This is a genomic window from Streptomyces sp. AP-93 (genome assembly GCF_022808175.1).
Taxonomy (GTDB): Bacteria; Actinomycetota; Actinomycetes; order Streptomycetales; family Streptomycetaceae; genus Streptomyces.
The window spans coordinates 390,130-406,780 of the sequence record NZ_JALGBX010000002.1 but is presented as its reverse complement, the minus strand read 5'-3'; the positions used below and the strand labels follow the sequence as shown (position 1 = coordinate 406,780).

The following is a 16,651-nucleotide window of genomic DNA, read 5'->3' as shown; positions in this document are numbered from 1 at the left end:
GCGGACCGGTGGTGGTCGTCAGCAGGCTCGCCGGGGAACTGTTCATCACGCTGGGCCTGGTGATGCTGCTCTTCGTCGGCTACCAGCTCTGGTACACCAACTTCCTCGCGGGCCGGACGGCCGATGACGCGGCCGGCTCCCTGCTCGAGAACTGGGACCGCGATCCGGCCGGGGCGGCCGCCCCGCCGGTCGCGGCGGCATTCGAGCCGGGCCAGGGCTTCGCGATCCTGTACATCCCGAAGCTGGACGTGAAGGTGCCGGTCGCGGAGGGGACGAACAAGGCGAAGGTCCTCGACAAGGGCATGGTCGGCCACTACTCCGAGGCGCCGCTCGCGACCGGGATGCCGGCCGACCGCCAGGGCAACTTCGCGCTGGCGGGCCACCGGAACACGCACGGGGAACCGTTCCGCTACATCAACCGGCTGGTGCCGGGGGACAAGATCGTGGTGGAGACCCGGGACGCGTACTACACGTACGAGACGAGCGCGCAGCTCGCGCAGACCCCGCCGTCGAACGTGGCGGTGATCAAGCCGGTGCCGGCCGGATCGGGATTCACTGCCCCGGGCCGGTACATCACGCTGACCACCTGTACCCCGGAGTTCACCAGCACCTACCGGCTGATCGTATGGGGCAGGATGACAGCTGAACGCCCCCGCAGTCAGGGTGCTCCGCCCGAGCTGACCAGCCCGTAGAGGATCCGCAGTGTCACGTGCCGCACCGCCCCCGCACCGCAGCGCCGTCGCGGGGTTCCTGAGTCTGCTGGGCGAGGTCCTGATCACAGTGGGCCTGGTGCTCGGGCTGTTCGTGGCGTACTCGCTGTGGTGGACGAACGTCCTGGCCGACCGGGACGCCTCCGCGCGCGGGGACGCGGTGCGCGCGCAGTGGGACCGGGCGGCGCCCTCGCAGGCGGCCGCGGCGCCGGGCGCGCTGGACACCCAGGGCGGGATCGGCTTCCTGCACGTGCCGGCGATGAAGAACGGCGAGGTGCTGGTCAAGCGGGGCACCGCCTCGGAGGTCCTGAACGACGGTGTCGCCGGCTACTACACGGAGCCGGTCAAGTCGGCGCTGCCGTGGGACCCGGCGGGCAATTTCGCGCTGGCGGCCCACCGCGACGGGCACGGGGCCAAGTTCCACAACATCGACAAGCTGAAGAACGGCGACGCGCTCGTCTTCGAGACCCGCGACACCTGGTACGTGTACAAGGTCTTCGCGGAACTGAGCCAGACCTCGAAGTACAACGTGGACTCGATCAGCCCGGTCCCCAAGGAGTCGGGCCGCACGGCGCCGGGCCGCTACATCACCCTGACGACCTGCACGCCCGTGTACACCTCGAAGTACCGCTACATCGTGTGGGGCGAGCTGGTCCGCACGGAGAAGGTCGACGCGAAGCGGAGCCTTCCGGCGGAGCTGCGCTGACGGTGTGGATAACTCTCGTTTGAAAGCGACAGGCTGTCGCTTTCAAAATCAGCGCAGTACCTGGAGCCGTACACCGGCACTCCAGGCCTCCAGAAGGCCCCTGTGGACGGCTGTTACGCCTCCCAGAGCGGCGATGGCCAAGGACTCGCGCGTGAAGGCGCAGGTGGCCACGTAGAGGGCCACGTCGGCCTGACGTAGGACCTTGGAAGCGCCGAGGAACTTCTGCATCTCACCGCTGAGGACGTGGCGGAACGGGGCGAAGTTCTTGCACTGGACGGCGACCACCCGCCCGTCGGCGGTGCGGGCGGTGATGTCGACCCCGCGGTCGCCGCCGTGCCGGCCGTACAGCTCGACGTCGGTGCACCCGTCGCGGCGCAGCAGGCCGGCGACGTGCTGTTCGAACTCCTTCCAGGTCATGGCGTCGATCGTGCCGATGACTCCGGTGAGGGCCTTCACGTCCTGGCCCCGCTGGAGGCGGCTGAGCTGGAGGTCGTGCTCGACGAGCCGCTGCTGGATCTGCTGGACGTCCTCCCGGAGGGAGATCAGCTCGTGGCGCTGTTCGCCGGAGGTCTCGATGAGGACGTTCAGCATCGGCACGACGGTCTTGCCGAGTACGTCGGTGATGCGACTGTCGATCCGCTCGTCGAACTCGTCTCGGCGCAGCCTGTGGATGGAGTTGTCCACAGGACGCGTGCGGACCTCGTACTCCGAGTCGAGGAGGTGCGTACGGACCTGACGTGCGACTTCGCTGTCCCTGAGGAGCATTCCGACGTTGAGGACGGTCCGTCGGCTGTAGATCGTGAGGCTGCGTCGTTTTGAGAGTGACAAGTTGTCACTCTCAAAATCCCGCAGTTCGGAACCTCGGAGCACGGCCATCCCGTTGCCCGCGAGCTCATCCCGATGACGCTGAACGAGTTGGCGGATCGCTGTCTCCGCGACCTCGTAGAACGTTGCCACCATCGCAGTCGTCACATGCAGCCCGTCCGGCAGGAGGGACAGCGCCTTCACCTTGTCCAGGGCTTCCGTCCGCTCCAGGACGCTCGTGCGCAAAGTCCTGGACTCCAGCAGCACCGATTCGTTGATCACGACCTGTCCCTTCCCGGGCGGGCTCTGCTGCCCGTCCCCGTCCGGGCTAACGGATTTCGTACATATGAAGACACGTACGAAAAATGGGTCGGGCCCCTCTCGTGGAGAGGGGCCCGACCCGTTGGTGCCCGTTGGTGCTCGTTGCTGCGCGGTCAGCCGCCCAGGCCTCCGAAGAAGCCGCCGTCGCCGTCGTTGCCGTCGTTGCCGTCGTTGCCGCCGTTCTGCTGGTTCTCGGGCACCGTGTTCACGTTGATCACCATGCCGACGGTCGCCGGGCTGCCGACAGCGGGGTCCGTGCTCAGGATCCTCGCCTTGCCGTCCGAGGAGCCCGACAGGACGGATCCGAAGACCAGGCCCTTGGCGGCCAGCAGATCCCTGGCCTGGTTGACGGTCCTGCCGACCAGGTTCGGGACCTGGAGCTGCTCGACCGGCTTGGCGACCGAGATGTTGACCGTCGAGCCGACGTCGACCTGGCTGTTGATGCCGGGGTCCTGGCCGACGACCGTACGGGGGGCCGTGCCCGGGGGCGCGTCGACCTCCGTGACGCTGCCGAGCTTCAGCTTGAGGGCCTGCAGGGCCTTCGACGCGTCGCCCTGGCTCTTGCCGGTCAGGTCCGGGACGGTCACCTTGGAGATTTCCTTGGCCACCGTCAGCGCGATGGTGCTGCCCGCCTCGACCTGGCCGCCGCTCTTCGGGTCCTGTCCCAGGACGGTGCCGGGCGACGCCTCGGACTCCTCCAGCGTCTTCGTGACCTGGAAGCCCTTGTCCTTGAGGGTCTTCTCCGCGGTGTCGAACGGCAGGCGGAGGACGTCCGGTACGGCGACCTTGGGCGCGCCGGTGGAGATCTTCACCTTGATGACGGAGTTCTTGTCGACCTTGAGGCCCTCGGCCGGGGACTGCTCGCAGACGCTGCCCTTGGGGGCGGTCTCGCAGGGCATCTCCCCGTCCTGCTGGACGACGAGACCGACGTTGTCCGCGTTGGCCTTGGCCGCATCGAGGGTCTCGCCGATGAGCTTGGGGACCTCGGGCCGGTTGTCGGCGGTGGTGCTGAAGATGGAGCGCCCGATCAGGATCGCCCCGACCAGGACGAGGATGCCGGCGGTGACCAGCAGGATCGTCGAGGCCTTGCTCTTCTTCTGCGGACGGCGGCCGCGGCCGCCCTGGTCGTAGCCGCCCTGGTCCGCGTATCCGTTGGTCCCGTATCCGCCGTCGCCCGGGGGCATCGGCGGGAGCATGGAGGTCTGGTTCGGGTCGGCGGTGCGCAGGGCGGTGGTGGGCTGGTCGTAGCCCTGGTGTCCGTAGCCGTGCCCCTGGTCGGGGTAGCCGTAGCCGGCGGCGCCCATGGAGGCGGTGGCGGCGACGGGCTGCCCGTCGAGGCAGGCCTCGATGTCGGCGCGCATCTCGTCGGCGGACTGGTAGCGGTAGTCGGCGTCCTTGACCAGCGCCTTCAACACGATCGCGTCCATCTCGGGCGTGATCTCGGAGTCGAAGTTCGACGGGGGCTGGGGCTCTTCCCGTACGTGCTGGTAGGCGACGGCGACCGGGGAGTCGCCGATGAACGGCGGCCGGACGGCGAGGAGCTCGTACAGCAGGCAGCCGGCCGAGTAGAGGTCGGAGCGCGCGTCGACCTGCTCGCCCCTGGCCTGCTCGGGGGAGAGGTACTGGGCGGTGCCGATGACTGCGGCGGTCTGCGTCATGGTCATGCCGGAGTCGCCCATGGCGCGGGCGATGCCGAAGTCCATGACCTTGACCTGGCCGGAGCGGGTCAGCATGACGTTGGCGGGCTTGATGTCGCGGTGCACGATGCCGGCGCGGTGCGAGTACTCCAGCGCCTGGAGGATGCCGATGCACATCTCCAGGGTGCGCTCGGGCAGCAGCTTGCGGCCGGAGTGCAGGAGCTCGCGCAGGGTCGAGCCGTCGACGTACTCCATCACGATGTACGGGATGGAGATGTTGTCGACGTAGTCCTCGCCGGTGTCGTACACGGCGACGATCGCCGGGTGGTTGAGCGATGCGGCCGACTGGGCCTCGCGGCGGAACCTGGCCTGGAAGGACGGGTCGCGGGCGAGGTCGGCACGCAGGGTCTTGACGGCGACGGTACGGCCGAGCCGGGTGTCGTGGGCGAGGTAGACCTCGGCCATGCCACCGCGGCCGAGCACGTGGCTCAGCTCGTACCGGCCGCCGAGGCGACGCGGCTCTTCCATAACGTTGCAGCCCTCTCCGTCAGTCCCGACCGCACCGGTGTGTGGTCCGGCGGTGTGCTGTTCGCGCAAAGGCTACCGGCCGATCGTCGGTGATCGGTTCGTGACCACAGGCTGATACCGGACCGGTACCGTACGCTCGGATCCAGGCGGGAACAGTGACCCGGATCACCTCTGCGGTGCCCCTTGCGGCTCTCGCGTGGCCTTCGGCCCCGCCCGTCACCCCTTGTTGCTCTTGAGTACGGCTTCCATGACGGCCTTGGCCACGGGGGCGGCGAGACCGGCACCGCTGATGTCCTCGCGGTCCGCGCCGCTGTCCTCGATGACGACGGCGACGGCGACCGGCGAGCTGCCGTCCGGGTTCTCCACGTAGGAGATGAACCAGGCGTACGGGCGCTTCTTGTTGCCCTCGCCGTGCTGGGCGGTGCCGGTCTTGCCGCCGACGACGGTGTTCTTGATCCGGGCGGTCCTGCCGGTGCCGTTCTCGACGACGTTGACCATCATGTCCCGGACCTTCTTCGCGTTCTCGGCGGAGAGGGGACGGCTCATTTCCTGCGGCTCGTGCTTCTCGACGATGTCGAGGCCGGGCGATTCCAGCTGGCTGACCATGTACGGCTTCATCAGCTTGCCGTTGTTGGCGATGGCGGCGGTGACCATGGCCATCTGCAGCGGGGTGGCCGCGGTGTTGAACTGACCGATGGAGCTCAGCGCGTTGCCGTCCTTGCCCATGGTCTTGTCGTAGACGCTGGCGAAGGCGCGGACCGGGGTGTCGATCTTGTCGTTGTTGAAGCCGAACTTCTCGGCGGTCTTCACCATGTTGTCCCGCCCCACCTTGTCGCCCATGTTGGCGAAGACGGAGTTGCAGGAGACCTGCATGGCGTAGTTGAGGGTGGCCTTCCCGCAGTTCGGGGCGTGGTTGACCATCTCGGTCCTGGTGCCCGGGAGGATGTACGGGTCCTCGGTGTCGGTCGGCGCGTTGACGTCCGTGACGACGCCGTGCTCCAGGGCCGCGGCGGCCGTGACCACCTTGAAGGTGGAGCCGGGCGGGTAGGTCTCGCGCAGGGCGCGGTTGACCAGCTTCTTGTCCTCGCTGTCCTTGAGCTCGACCCAGGCCTTCTCGTCGGTCTTGGAGTTGCCGGCGAAGGACGTGGGGTCGTACGAGGGGGTGCTGACCAGGGCGAGGATCGCGCCGGTGCGCGGGTCGATCGCCGCGACGGCGCCCTTCTTGGTGCCGAGCTGCTTGAAGGCGGCCTGCTGCGCGGCGGCGTTGAGCGTCGTGACGACGTTGCCGCCCTGCTTCTTCTCGCCGGTGAACATGCCGATGGTGCGGTCGAAGAAGAGCCGGTCGTCGTTGCCGGTGAGGATGCCGTCCTCGAGGGACTCGAGCTGCGTGGAACCGAAGGCCTGCGAGGCGTAGCCGGTCACGGGGGACCAGAGCGGACCGTCCATGTAGGTCCGCTTGAACTTGTAGTCGCTGCCGTCGGTGACGGCCGAGCCGGTGATCGGCTTGCCCTCGACGATGATGTTGCCGCGCTCGGTGGCGTACTGGGCGATCTGGACCCGGCGGTTCTCCTTGCGGGTGCTCAGATCCTCGGCCTGGACGTACTGGATCCAGTTGGTCCGCACGAGCAGTGCCAGGACGAGCAGCCCGCAGAAGATCGAGATGCGGCGCAGGGGCTTGTTCATGACGGGCGGACCACCTGGGTCATCTCGGAGTCGGGGGACGGTGCCGGGGCCGGGGCAGGGCGGCGTGCGGTGTCGCTGATCCGGATGAGGATGGCGATGAGGATCCAGTTCGCGAGGACGGACGAGCCGCCGGACGCGAGGAAGGGCATGGTCATGCCGGTCAGGGGGATGAGCCCCATGACTCCGCCGGCGACCACGAAGACCTGGAGGGCGAAGGCGCCGGAGAGGCCGATCGCGAAGAGCTTGCCGAAGGGGTCGCGGGCGGCGAGGGCGGTGCGCACGCCCCGCTCGATGATCAGGCCGTAGAGCAGCAGCATGGCCATGACCCCGGCGAGCCCGAGCTCTTCGCCGACGGTGGAGAAGATGAAGTCGGAGTTGGCGGCGAAGCCGATGAGGTCGGAGTTGCCCTGTCCCCAGCCGGTGCCGAGGACTCCGCCGGAGCCGAAGCTCATGATCGACTGGGCGATCTGCTCGCAGGCTCCGGCGTCGAGGCCCCTGCGCTGCCAGCAGCCGAAGGGGTCCAGCCAGGCGCTGACCCGGGCTCCGACGTGGCTGGAGAAGCCGGCGACCACGACGGCGCCGCCGACCGACATCAGCAGGCCGATGATGATCCAGCTGGTCCGCTCGGTGGCCACGTACAGCATGATCACGAACATGCCGAAGAACAGCAGCGAGGAGCCGAGGTCGTTCTCGAAGATCAGGATGAGCAGGCTCACCGCCCAGATCACCAGGATCGGACCGAGGTCGCGGCCGCGCGGCAGGTAGAGGCCCATGAACCGGCGGGAGGCCAGGGCCAGGGCGTCGCGCTTGACCATCAGGTAGCCGGCGAAGAAGACCGCGAGGACGATCTTCGCGAACTCTCCCGGCTGGATGGAGAATCCGGCGACGCGGATCCAGATCTTGGCGCCGAAGACGTTGGCGCCGAGGCCGGGGACGAGCGGCAGGAGGAGCAGGACCAGGGCCGCGATCATCGAGATGTACGTGAACCGCTGCAGGATGCGGTGGTCCTTGAGGACCAGCAGGACACCGGCGAAGAGGGCGATCGCGAGGGCCGTGTACAGCATCTGGCGGGGGGCCGACTCGGAGAAGGCGCCGAAGGAGCGCTTCGCGAGGTTCTGCAGGCGCTCGGACTGGTCCAGCCGCCAGATCAGGACGAGGCCCAGCCCGTTGAGGAGCGTGGCGATCGGCAGCAGCAGCGGGTCGGCGTACTTGGCGTAGCGCCGTACGACGAAGTGGGCGATGCCCGCCAGGACGGCGAGGCCGAGCCCGTAGGTGAGCATGCCCGGGGGCAGCTTTCCGTCGATCGACAGGCCTGCGTTGGCGTAGGCGAAGATCGGGATGACCACGGCGAAGACGAGCAGCAGGAGCTCGGTGTTCCGCCGGCTCGGCAGCTCGATGGCGCCGATGGTGGTCGTGTTGGTGACAACGCTCATGGTGTGGCGGGCCCCCTGTGCCCGCGTATGTCTACTGCTTCTCGCACTGGCCGACGACCTGCTGCTCGGCGGCAGTCAGGACGGGGCCGGGTGTTTGGTTGCCCTGGGCCTCGGCGGCACGCCGCTCCTCGTCCTTCTTGCACGCGGAGGCCTGGGTGCCGAGCTCGTCGATCTTCGTACGGGCCGAGTCGAGGCTGGTCTCGCTGATCGTGTCCACGACCTGCTTGCGCTTGAAGGACGGCAGGTACTTCAGTTCGATGTCGGGGCGGTCGGTCTCCACCTTGGAGAGCTCCATCGGCCCCAGTTTCTGGCTGATCCCGCGGAAGAGCGCGACGTGGTCGTCCTTGACCCCGACGTAGAACTGCGTCTGGGTCCAGCGGTAGCCCGCGTACAGGCCGCCGCCGATGACACCGAGGACCACGAGCAGCATCAGCGTGCGCGTGGTCCACTTGCGGCCCTTGCCGCGGCGCCTGCGGGGGTGGTCGTACGTGTCCTCGTACCCGGAGTCGCCGTCGTACGGGTCGGGGTCGCCGAAGCTGCCGTACGCGTCGGCTCCGCCGCCCTGTCCCTGGGCGCCGTAACCGCCGTAACCCGAATCCTCGCCGCTGCCGGGGGGGCCGAAGGCGCCGGCCTGCGGGGGGGCCTGGCGGCCGAGCCCGGAGGCGCGGCCGGCCGGTGTCTGCATGGCGTTGCCGCCGTCGAAGAGCTGGTGGTGCTGGTTCTCGGCGACCGCGCCGACGACGACCGGGGTGTCGTTGACCTGCGCGGCCAGGGTGTCGTTGCTGTCCGTGTCGAGGACGTCGGCCACGATGCAGGTGATGTTGTCGGGGCCGCCGCCGCGCAGCGCGAGCTGGATGAGCGAGGCCACGGTCTCGCGGGGGCCGTGGTAGTCGGCGAGGGTCTCTTCGAGGGTCTGGTGCGAGACCACGCCGGAGAGGCCGTCGGAGCAGATCAGGTAGCGGTCGCCGACCCGGACCTCGCGGATGGAGAGGTCGGGCTCGACGATGTCGCCGCTGCCCAGGGCTCTCATCAGCAGGGAGCGCTGGGGGTGGGTGGTGGCTTCCTCTTCGGTGATCCGGCCCTCGTCGACGAGGCGCTGCACCCAGGTGTGGTCCTGGGTGATCTGCGTGAGGACGCCGTCGCGGAGCAGGTAGGCGCGGGAGTCGCCGACGTGGACCAGGCCGAGGCGCTGGCCCGTCCACAGCAGGGCGGTGAGCGTGGTGCCCATGCCCTCGAGCTGGGGGTCCTCCTCGACCATGACGCGCAACTGGTCGTTGGCGCGTTGTACCGCCGTGCTGAGCGCGGTGAGCATGTCGGAGCCCGGGACGTCGTCGTCGAGCTGGACGAGGGCGGAGATCACCTCGGAGCTGGCGACTTCACCGGCCGCCTGGCCGCCCATGCCGTCGGCGATCGCGAGGAGACGGGGACCGGCGTAACCGGAGTCCTCGTTGCCCTCGCGGATCATGCCCTTGTGCGATCCGGCGGCGAACCGCAGGGACAGACTCATGCGCACCTGCCCTGTCGACGCCTCGGGGTACAACCGGTCTCGAGCCACACTGCCCACCCTCCGGCCTGGAGCGCGCTCGGGTCCGTGTCCCCGGTGGGACGGACCGCTGCGGCTCGCTCGCTCCGCTCGCTCATTCTCGTACTACTTCCGCAGCTCGATGACGGTCTTGCCGATGCGGATCGGGGCGCCCGGCGGAATGGGCGTCGGGGTGGTCAGCCGGGTCCGGTCGAGATACGTGCCGTTGGTGGACCCGAGATCCTCGACGATCCACTGGCCGTCACGGTCGGGGTAGATCCTGGCATGCCTGCTGGAGGCGTAGTCGTCGTCCAGCACGATCGTGGAGTCGTGGGCGCGGCCCAAGGTGATCGTCTGGCCGGCGAGGGCCACCGTGGTGCCCGTGAGCGTGCCCTCGGAGACGACGAGTTTGGTCGGCGCACCGCGGCGCTGGCGCTGCTGCGGTGGGGCCGCCGGCTGGCGGCCCTGCTGCGTCGGGGCGCCGGAGGCGCCCCCGCCGCGTCGGGACCCGCGCTGCGTGACTCTCGTACCGAAGAGATCGCTGCGGATGACCTGGACGGCCACGATGACGAACAGCCACAGAACGGCCAGGAAACCCAACCGCATGACCGTCAGGGTCAGCTCTGACATTGCCCCCGCTTACCCTTCGGCTTGCCGGTAAATGATGGTGGTGGAGCCCACGACGATCCGCGAACCGTCGCGGAGCGTAGCGCGGGTGGTGTGCTGCCCGTCCACCACGATGCCGTTGGTGGACCCGAGATCCTGGATCGTCGAGGGCGTTCCGGTCCGGATCTCACAGTGCCGGCGCGATACGCCGGGGTCGTCGATCCGCACGTCGGCTTCGGTGCTTCGGCCGAGTACGAGCGTCGGGCGCGAGATCTGGTGGCGGGTGCCGTTGATCTCGATCCAGTGGCGCCGGACGGCGCCGCCGGTGGGTACGGGGGCCGGTCCGCCAGGTCCGGCCAGTCCGCCGGGGCCCGGCCGGCGCGCACCGGGGCCGCCCGGGGGCGGTCCGGCGGGCATGGGCGGCGCGGCGGTCGGAGGGTATCCGTAGCCGCCGGGCTGGGCCGGGGGGTGGCCCTGCCCCTGGCCTGGACCGTGCTGGCCGGGGGACTGGGAGGTGCTGGAGGCGAGCGTGCGGCTGCGGACCCGGTAGAGCCCGGTGTCCAGGTCGTCGGCCTTCTCCAGCTGGACCTTGATGGGGCCCATGAAGCTGTAGCGCTGCTGCTTGGCGTAGTCGCGGACGAGGCCCGCGAGCTCGTCGCCGAGCTGGCCCGAATAGGGGCTCAGGCGCTCGTAGTCGCCCGCGCTCAGCTCCACGATGAAGTCGTTGGGGACGACGGTGCGCTCGCGGTTCCAGATGGTGGCGTTGTTGTCGCACTCGCGCTGGAGGGCGCCCGCGATCTCCACCGGCTGGACCTCGGACTTGAACACCTTGGCGAAGGTGCCGTTCACCAGACCTTCGAGTCGCTGCTCGAACCGCTTCAGGACTCCCATGGGGCACCTCCTCCGTCGTTGTCGCCCTGTACTGCTTACTGATCGTATCCACGCATGGCGGATTCGGGTGGTTCCCCATCGGTCACGTGCGCATGAGTGTTGGTCCTCACAAGCGATCGTAGGGGCGCCCCGAGGACAGTGTCCCGCACCGGCGGGCGAGTACGGGAGGGGCGGTCGTCGGCGGGAGCCGGGAGAGCACGAAAAGCGATGTGAATCCACCCCATCCGACGTGCTAATGTTCCGATGTCGCCAGGGGAACGGCCCGCAAGGGAAGAACCGCTGGTAGCCACTTGCGCGAGTGGCGGAACGGCAGACGCGCTGGCTTCAGGTGCCAGTGTCCTTCGGGACGTGGGGGTTCAAATCCCCCCTCGCGCACAGATGGAAGAGCCCCCGCTCCGGAGAGATCCGGAGCGGGGGCTCTTTCGTTGTGTCCGGGGTGTGGGCAGGGGGTTTGGGCGGGGCGTGACGAGGGTCTCGGGTGGCCGTGCGGGCCGGGAGGATCCGGAGCCGCTTCCGGGCCGTGCCCGACGCCTTCGGCCGGGAGGGGAGTCCGGTCTGAGTCCGGTCGTGGACCGAGCCCCGCCCCGCGGTCCGGCGCGGAAGCGTGATCGTGCGCGAATTCAAGACCGATAAAGAGCCGGGCAATTCACGGGGCGGCGGACTCCGGCCGGGTTGTCGCCGGGTTGTCGTCGGGTCGTCGTCGGTTTTTCGTCGGGGGGTAAACGCGGAGGGGGAGCGCAGTATCCTGGCGGAATGCGTATCGGAGAGCTGGCGCGGAGTACCGGAGTTTCGGTAGCGACGGTCAAGTACTACACCCGTGAAGGGCTGTTGCCGTCCGGCGAGCGGACGAGTCCGAACCAGGTGAGCTACTCCGAGGGGCACGCGCACCGGCTGCGGCTGATCCGGGCGATGCTGGAGGTCGGCGGCCTGTCGATCGCCGCCGTCCGCGAGGTGCTCGGCGAGGTCGACTCCCCCCACCGCACGGTCCACGGCATGCTCGGCGTCGCCCAGTCCGCGGTCTCCCGCGCCGTGGCCGAGCCGAGCCCGGAGGACGACTGGGCGGGTGCCGAACGTGCCGTGGAGGACCTGGTGCGGCGGCACGGCTGGGTGGTCAAGCCCGCGAACCCCGGCTGGAAGGCGCTGGTCCAGATCGTCGTGACCTACCGCGACCTGGACCGGGGCGATCTGCTGGCCCTGCTCGACGCGTACGCGGCCGCGGCCGGACCTCTGGCCGACGCCGAGCTGGCCGTCCTCGCACGGGTGCCCAGTACGGACGGCAAGGTCGAGGGCGTCGTCCTCGGCACCCTCCTCGGCGACGCGGCCATGTCGGCCCTGCGCCGGATCGCTCAGGAGGATGCCTCCGGGCGGATGTCCGCCCGGGCGGGGGATCAGCCGCTGTAGGCGTCGGCCGCTGTAGGCGTCGGCCGCTGTGGCGAGTGCCGGTGTGGCGAGAGCCGGGGCCGCCGGGGTCAGGTGGTGCACGTGGGCGGGCGGTACGTTCCACAGCACCGTCTCGGTGCGGAACCGGTGGCGCCGCAGCGTGCGTTCCAGCACGGCCTGGGTTCCCAGCGTGCGTGCGCGGGTCTCGCCGGAGGTGAGCGCCCGGCGCAGCGGCGGGATGCCGGCGTACGCGAAGAAGGAAAGGGTGCCGCCCGGATTCAGCGCGCCGAGCAGCTGCCCGAGGATCTCCTCCACGACGGCGGCCCGGAAGTTCGCGAAGGGCAGGCCGCACACGATCGTGTCGTACGAGCCCAGTTCGTGGTCCTGGACCAGTCCGGGCCGCAGGCCTATGCGCGGGTCGCCCCGGTAGGCGTGCCGCAGCAGATCGGCGAACCGCGGGTTGGGCTCGATCAGGTCGAGGGTGTCGAGGGGGCCCAGCGCCGGCTGGATGTGGCGGGTCACGGCGCCCGTGCCGGGGCCGACTTCGAGCACGGTCGCGGCCGGCCGGGGCCGGGGATCACGTAGCGGGTGAGGGCCCGGGCCAGTAAGGGACTGCTGGGAACGATGGCTCCCGTGTCCCGACGGGTCCGGGCGAACTCCCTGAGGAACAGCATCACGTCGGTCATGTGTGCCCGCCTAGGCTGATAGGTGATAGTGAATCTATCGATAGCTTAGGTTACTGTCGTGGGGAAGGCGCGCTCGGCAGACGCCGAACCGACGCTAATGACCCGCTGACCTGGGGTCATCACTCACCTTTGACCCGGCGGATGCCTCGAAAGAGGTAGCGCCGGCCGCCCGGACCCTCGTGGCCGGAGCCGACGGATGGAGGGAAGGCAGTGGACATCGCCTCACTCGTGACCTGGGTCGACGTCACCTCCGGCCTCGCGGGGAACCTGTCGGGCGCGGCCTGCTGGGCGTACGCGGTCCTGGCGCTGACGACCCTGCCGCCGCTGCTGCCGAACAACGTGCTGCTGATCACCAGTGGTGTGCTCGCGGCGCGCGGGGAGATGTCGATCGTGCTGGTCGTGCTGTCGGTGGGGGGCAGCGCGCTCCTCGGCGACCTGCTGATACACCGGTGCGGCCGGCTCCTCGGGGACCGGGCGCGCCTGGGCGCCGTGGTGGCGCGCGGGCGGCGAGGCGAGCTCTTCGAGTGGATGTCCGGGCAGGTGCACCGGCGCGGCATTCCCTTCCTCGTCGGCGTGCGCTTCCTGCCGAGCGGGCGGTTGCTGGGCGGGCTCTCGGCGGGCGCCGCGGGCTACCCTCTCGGCAGGTTCGCCGCCGGGGCCGCGCTCGCGGAGCTGGTGTGGACCGCCTGCTCCGTGGGGGTCGGCTATTTCGGCGGCGCCGTCAGCGACGACCCGGTCCGCTCGGTGGCCGTGGGTCTCGGGCTGTCGCTGGCCTTGGGCGTGGCCGCCTCGCTCGCGCAGCGGCGCACCACTGGCCGGCTCGCCGTTCCCGTGGGGAGTGCGGCCCGGACCGTGCCGGCCCGGACCGTGCCGGCCCGGACCGTGCCGGCCCGGACCGTGCCGGCCCGGGCCGTCCCGGCCTCGGATGCGCCGAAAGGGGTATAGGGAACGATCCGAATGCGTATTCCGCGCAATTACCGGCTCTGGAAGAGTCTGAACCGAACCTGCGCGGGGTCGAAACAATTCGGCAAGCCTGAGCAAGAGCGATACCAGCCAGGGGGAGAAAATTGTTTGCCGGCATCGGATCATTCGCCGCGCGGCGTCGCACATGGGTCACCGCCACCGCCACCGCCACCGATACCGCCGCTACCGCCGACGCGGTCCACGTCGCCGAGGCCGGGCGATGACCACGGACCGGCCCGCCGGTGCGTCCATGTCCGGGCGCGCCGCCACTGCGAAGGGTTCCGAGGAGCCGGAGGCGGACATGGCCGCCGGCTCCCTCGGCCCGACGCCGAAGACCGCCCCGGAGGGCAGGGTCCCCCGACCTCCCTCCGGGGCCGCCCACGGGCCCTCGACCGGGCCGGCTTCGGCTGGCCCGGCGACCCCGCAGGCAGTGCCGCGCCCCGGCCCCGGACATCCCCCGGTCCGGGGACGGGGCGTGGTGCTGGCCCTGACAGGGGGCCCGGAGGCCCCGGTCGAGGCGGATCGGGGGGAGGCCGATCGGGGGGAGCGTGCCCCGGCCGAGGCGGACCGGGGGGAGCGTGCCCGCGTGGAGCGTGCCCGGGCGCAGCACGCCGGTGCCGTCGCCGCCTGCGTCACCGCCGTCCTGGCGGCCCTGTTCGGCGACTGGGGGAGCTGGTCAGCGCCCCTGGGCGACGGCCTGCCCGGGTTTCCGCTGCCCTGGGGGGTGAAGGCGGGCCCGCCCGTGCTCCTGGTCTCGCTGGCCGGCGTCTTCGTCGGCTGGGCCGGCGCCCCCTCCTTCGCCCGGACCTGGGCGCACACCGCGGCCGGGCTCGCCGCCGCCACCGGCCTCCTGGCGCTGCCGCGGTCCGGCTGGGGGGCGGACGGCGTCCGGGCCGCGCTCGCGGAGGCCGCGCACGCGGGGCTCTTCGGCGTGGCCCTGGGGTGGGTACCGGCCCTGGCCGCCCTCGCCGTCACCCTCGGCGGGCCCGCGGTGCGTCCGGCACCGCGTTGAAGAGGCTGCGCCGGGAGACTTTCGTTGTGGGGGGCGCGACTAAAGAGGGCAGCCCGGTGGCGGGATGGTGTCTAGGGTCGGCCGGGTGGATGTGACGGCGAGGCTGCGTGCGGGATGGGACTGGGTGAAGGGGCCCGAGCCCTGGACCCGGCGGATGCTGGCGGGGGATCTCGCGCTGGCCGGGGTGCTGGTGCTGCTCGGGGTGGGGGTCGAGGAGCTCGACAAGGGCTCCACGGCCCGGATGCTGGCCAGCGCCGTGTCCGTGGTGGTGCTGACCCTGCTGCGGCGGCGGCTCCCGGTGCTCACGCTGGTGGTGGGCTCGGCCGTGGGCGCGTACCTTCCGGGGGCGTTCCTCGTGGTGATCCCGCTCGGCTGGTCGGCGGGGCGGCGCATCGTCGGCGTCGGGCGGGCGCTCGGCGCTTTCACCGCGGCTTTCGCCGCGGTGGTCGGCCTCTCCGTGGTCAAGGAGTGGTCGCAGGGACAGCCGGTGCTGATCGTCGTCTTCGGCACGCTGATGTTCCTGGCCATGGTGGTCATGCCCGGTCTGGCCAGCCGCTACTGGTCCCAGCGCAGCACGCTGCTGCGCGCCCTCCAGGAGCGCAACACCCAACTGCTGCGCGAGCGGGCGATGGTCGCGGGCCAGGCCCGACTGCGCGAACGCCAGCGCATCGCCCAGGACATGCACGACAGCCTCGGTCACCAGCTCGCGCTGATCTCGGTGCACACCGGTGCGCTGGAGGTCGATCCCGTCCTGACCGACCGGCAGCGGGAGGCGGTGGGCGTCCTGCGCCAGGCCTCGGTCGCTGCCATGCACGAGCTGCGCGAGGTCGTCGGGATCCTGCGGGACGGGGTGGAGGCGCCGCTGCCGGTCGAGGAGGCGCAGCCCGCCGCGCGCGGGGTGGCGGGCATCGCCGGGATCGTGGAGTCGGCGCGGAGCGCGGGGACGGACGTACGGCTCACCACCGCGGGGCAGCCCAGGCCGCTGGTCGCGGCGTGTGACCACGCGGCGTACCGGATCGCGCAGGAGGCGCTGACCAACGCCTACAAGCACGCGCCGGGCGCGCCCATCACGGTGGAACTGCGGTACGAGGACGACTCCTTGGTGGTGGAGATCGCCAACGGTCCGGCCGCCGGTCCGGGTGCCGGTGAGGTGGTGTCCGGCGGGCAGGGTCTGACCGGGCTGCGCGAGCGGGCCCGGCTGGTCGGCGGGATGGTCTACGCGGGGGCCGCGGAGGGCGGCGGGTTCCGGGTGGCCGGGGTGCTCCCGTACGGGACCGAGCCGGCCGGGGCGCAGCAGGCCTGGGCGGAGGAGGTCGCCGACGACTTCGGACAGCGGGGGCGGGGCGGCGGGCAGGGTCCGATCGACTGGGACGCGGTCGACCGGAAGCTGCTGAGCGGGAGCGGACGGGCCGGGGGCGTGACGCTGGGCTGCGGGATCGCGGTCGCGGCCATGGTGGTCCTGGTGATCGTGATCGGGGCCGCGGTGGCGTTGCTGGTGGGCTCGGTCGGCGACGCGATGCTCGGCAAGGACGAGTACGACGCCGTCCACGTGGGCGAAGCGGAGGACGCGGTGCGGTCGAGGCTGCCCAGTGGGGACAGCGTCCTGACCGAGGGGCTCGACCGGAAGGGGCCGCCGCGTCCGCAGGGCGCGACGTGTCTGGCCTTCCTGGCGGACGACGACACCGACCTGGGCAGCGACAGCGTTTTCCGGTTCTGCTTCAAGGACGGCAAGCTCGTCGACAAGCAGGCGTACCAGGCCAAGCAGTAGG

At 70.5% G+C, this 16,651-nt stretch carries 12 protein-coding genes, 1 tRNA gene and 2 pseudogenes; 7 read left to right on the top strand and 8 right to left on the bottom strand.

Annotated elements, in window-relative coordinates; genetic code table 11:
- Positions 1 to 11 precede the first annotated feature (11 nt).
- Together MTF69_RS05085 and MTF69_RS05080 are read left to right on the top strand one after the other, a co-directional pair.
- Positions 12 to 692 (top strand): annotated as a pseudogene (locus MTF69_RS05085) (class E sortase); the annotation flags it as partial.
- Between the two features lie 10 nt (positions 693 to 702).
- Positions 703 to 1,416: a class E sortase gene (locus tag MTF69_RS05080; protein ID WP_243331046.1), complete on the top strand. Its 714-nt coding sequence runs from the start codon at positions 703 to 705 to the stop codon at positions 1,414 to 1,416.
- Between the two features lie 48 nt (positions 1,417 to 1,464).
- Here the strand turns inward: MTF69_RS05080 and MTF69_RS05075 are convergent, their stop codons facing one another.
- The 7 genes from MTF69_RS05075 to MTF69_RS05045 all read right to left on the bottom strand — a co-directional run bounded on the left by MTF69_RS05075 (position 1,465) and on the right by MTF69_RS05045 (position 10,841).
- Positions 1,465 to 2,502, bottom strand: a complete 1,038-nt coding sequence (locus MTF69_RS05075) for a restriction endonuclease (RefSeq protein WP_243331045.1) — start codon at positions 2,500 to 2,502, stop codon at positions 1,465 to 1,467.
- A gap of 152 nt (positions 2,503 to 2,654) precedes the next feature.
- Positions 2,655 to 4,706 (bottom strand): Stk1 family PASTA domain-containing Ser/Thr kinase, encoded by a 2,052-nt coding sequence (gene pknB, locus MTF69_RS05070; protein ID WP_243331044.1) that lies wholly within the window; start codon positions 4,704 to 4,706, stop codon positions 2,655 to 2,657.
- Positions 4,707 to 4,922: 216 nt separating this feature from the next.
- Positions 4,923 to 6,389, bottom strand: a complete 1,467-nt coding sequence (locus tag MTF69_RS05065) for a penicillin-binding protein 2 (protein ID WP_243331043.1) — start codon at positions 6,387 to 6,389, stop codon at positions 4,923 to 4,925.
- Entirely contained in the window at positions 6,386 to 7,822 is a 1,437-nt protein-coding gene (locus MTF69_RS05060; RefSeq protein WP_243331042.1) for an FtsW/RodA/SpoVE family cell cycle protein, read from the bottom strand. The genes MTF69_RS05065 and MTF69_RS05060 overlap by 4 nt, the downstream gene beginning before the upstream one ends.
- 31 nt (positions 7,823 to 7,853) lie before the next feature.
- Positions 7,854 to 9,329, bottom strand: coding sequence for a PP2C family serine/threonine-protein phosphatase (locus MTF69_RS05055; protein ID WP_243331040.1), 1,476 nt, complete (start codon positions 9,327 to 9,329; stop codon positions 7,854 to 7,856).
- Between the two features lie 141 nt (positions 9,330 to 9,470).
- Positions 9,471 to 9,974: an FHA domain-containing protein gene (locus MTF69_RS05050; RefSeq protein WP_243331039.1), complete on the bottom strand. Its 504-nt coding sequence runs from the start codon at positions 9,972 to 9,974 to the stop codon at positions 9,471 to 9,473.
- Between the two features lie 9 nt (positions 9,975 to 9,983).
- Entirely contained in the window at positions 9,984 to 10,841 is an 858-nt protein-coding gene (locus MTF69_RS05045; protein ID WP_243331037.1) for a DUF3662 and FHA domain-containing protein, read from the bottom strand.
- Positions 10,842 to 11,133: 292 nt separating this feature from the next.
- On the opposite strand from MTF69_RS05045, the gene MTF69_RS05040 reads away from it, so the two are divergent.
- Positions 11,134 to 11,216, top strand: a tRNA-Leu gene (locus MTF69_RS05040).
- Between the two features lie 378 nt (positions 11,217 to 11,594).
- Positions 11,595 to 12,242, top strand: a complete 648-nt coding sequence (locus tag MTF69_RS05035) for a MerR family transcriptional regulator (protein WP_243331036.1) — start codon at positions 11,595 to 11,597, stop codon at positions 12,240 to 12,242.
- A 300-nt stretch (positions 12,243 to 12,542) separates the two neighbouring features.
- Here the strand turns inward: MTF69_RS05035 and MTF69_RS43665 are convergent.
- Positions 12,543 to 12,743, bottom strand: a pseudogene (locus MTF69_RS43665) (hypothetical protein); the annotation flags it as partial.
- Between the two features lie 374 nt (positions 12,744 to 13,117).
- Between MTF69_RS43665 and MTF69_RS05025 the strand changes: the two are divergent.
- From MTF69_RS05025 to MTF69_RS05015, 3 genes are all read left to right on the top strand, one after another.
- Positions 13,118 to 13,852 carry a DedA family protein gene (locus tag MTF69_RS05025; protein ID WP_243331032.1) on the top strand — a complete coding sequence of 245 codons (735 nt, stop codon included), beginning with the start codon at positions 13,118 to 13,120 and terminating at the stop codon, positions 13,850 to 13,852.
- 604 nt (positions 13,853 to 14,456) lie between these two features.
- Positions 14,457 to 14,882, top strand: a complete 426-nt coding sequence (locus tag MTF69_RS05020; RefSeq protein WP_243331031.1) for a hypothetical protein — start codon at positions 14,457 to 14,459, stop codon at positions 14,880 to 14,882.
- A 64-nt stretch (positions 14,883 to 14,946) separates the two neighbouring features.
- Positions 14,947 to 16,650 (top strand): sensor histidine kinase, encoded by a 1,704-nt coding sequence (locus MTF69_RS05015; protein ID WP_243331030.1) that lies wholly within the window; start codon positions 14,947 to 14,949, stop codon positions 16,648 to 16,650.
- Position 16,651: the final 1 nt, after the last annotated feature.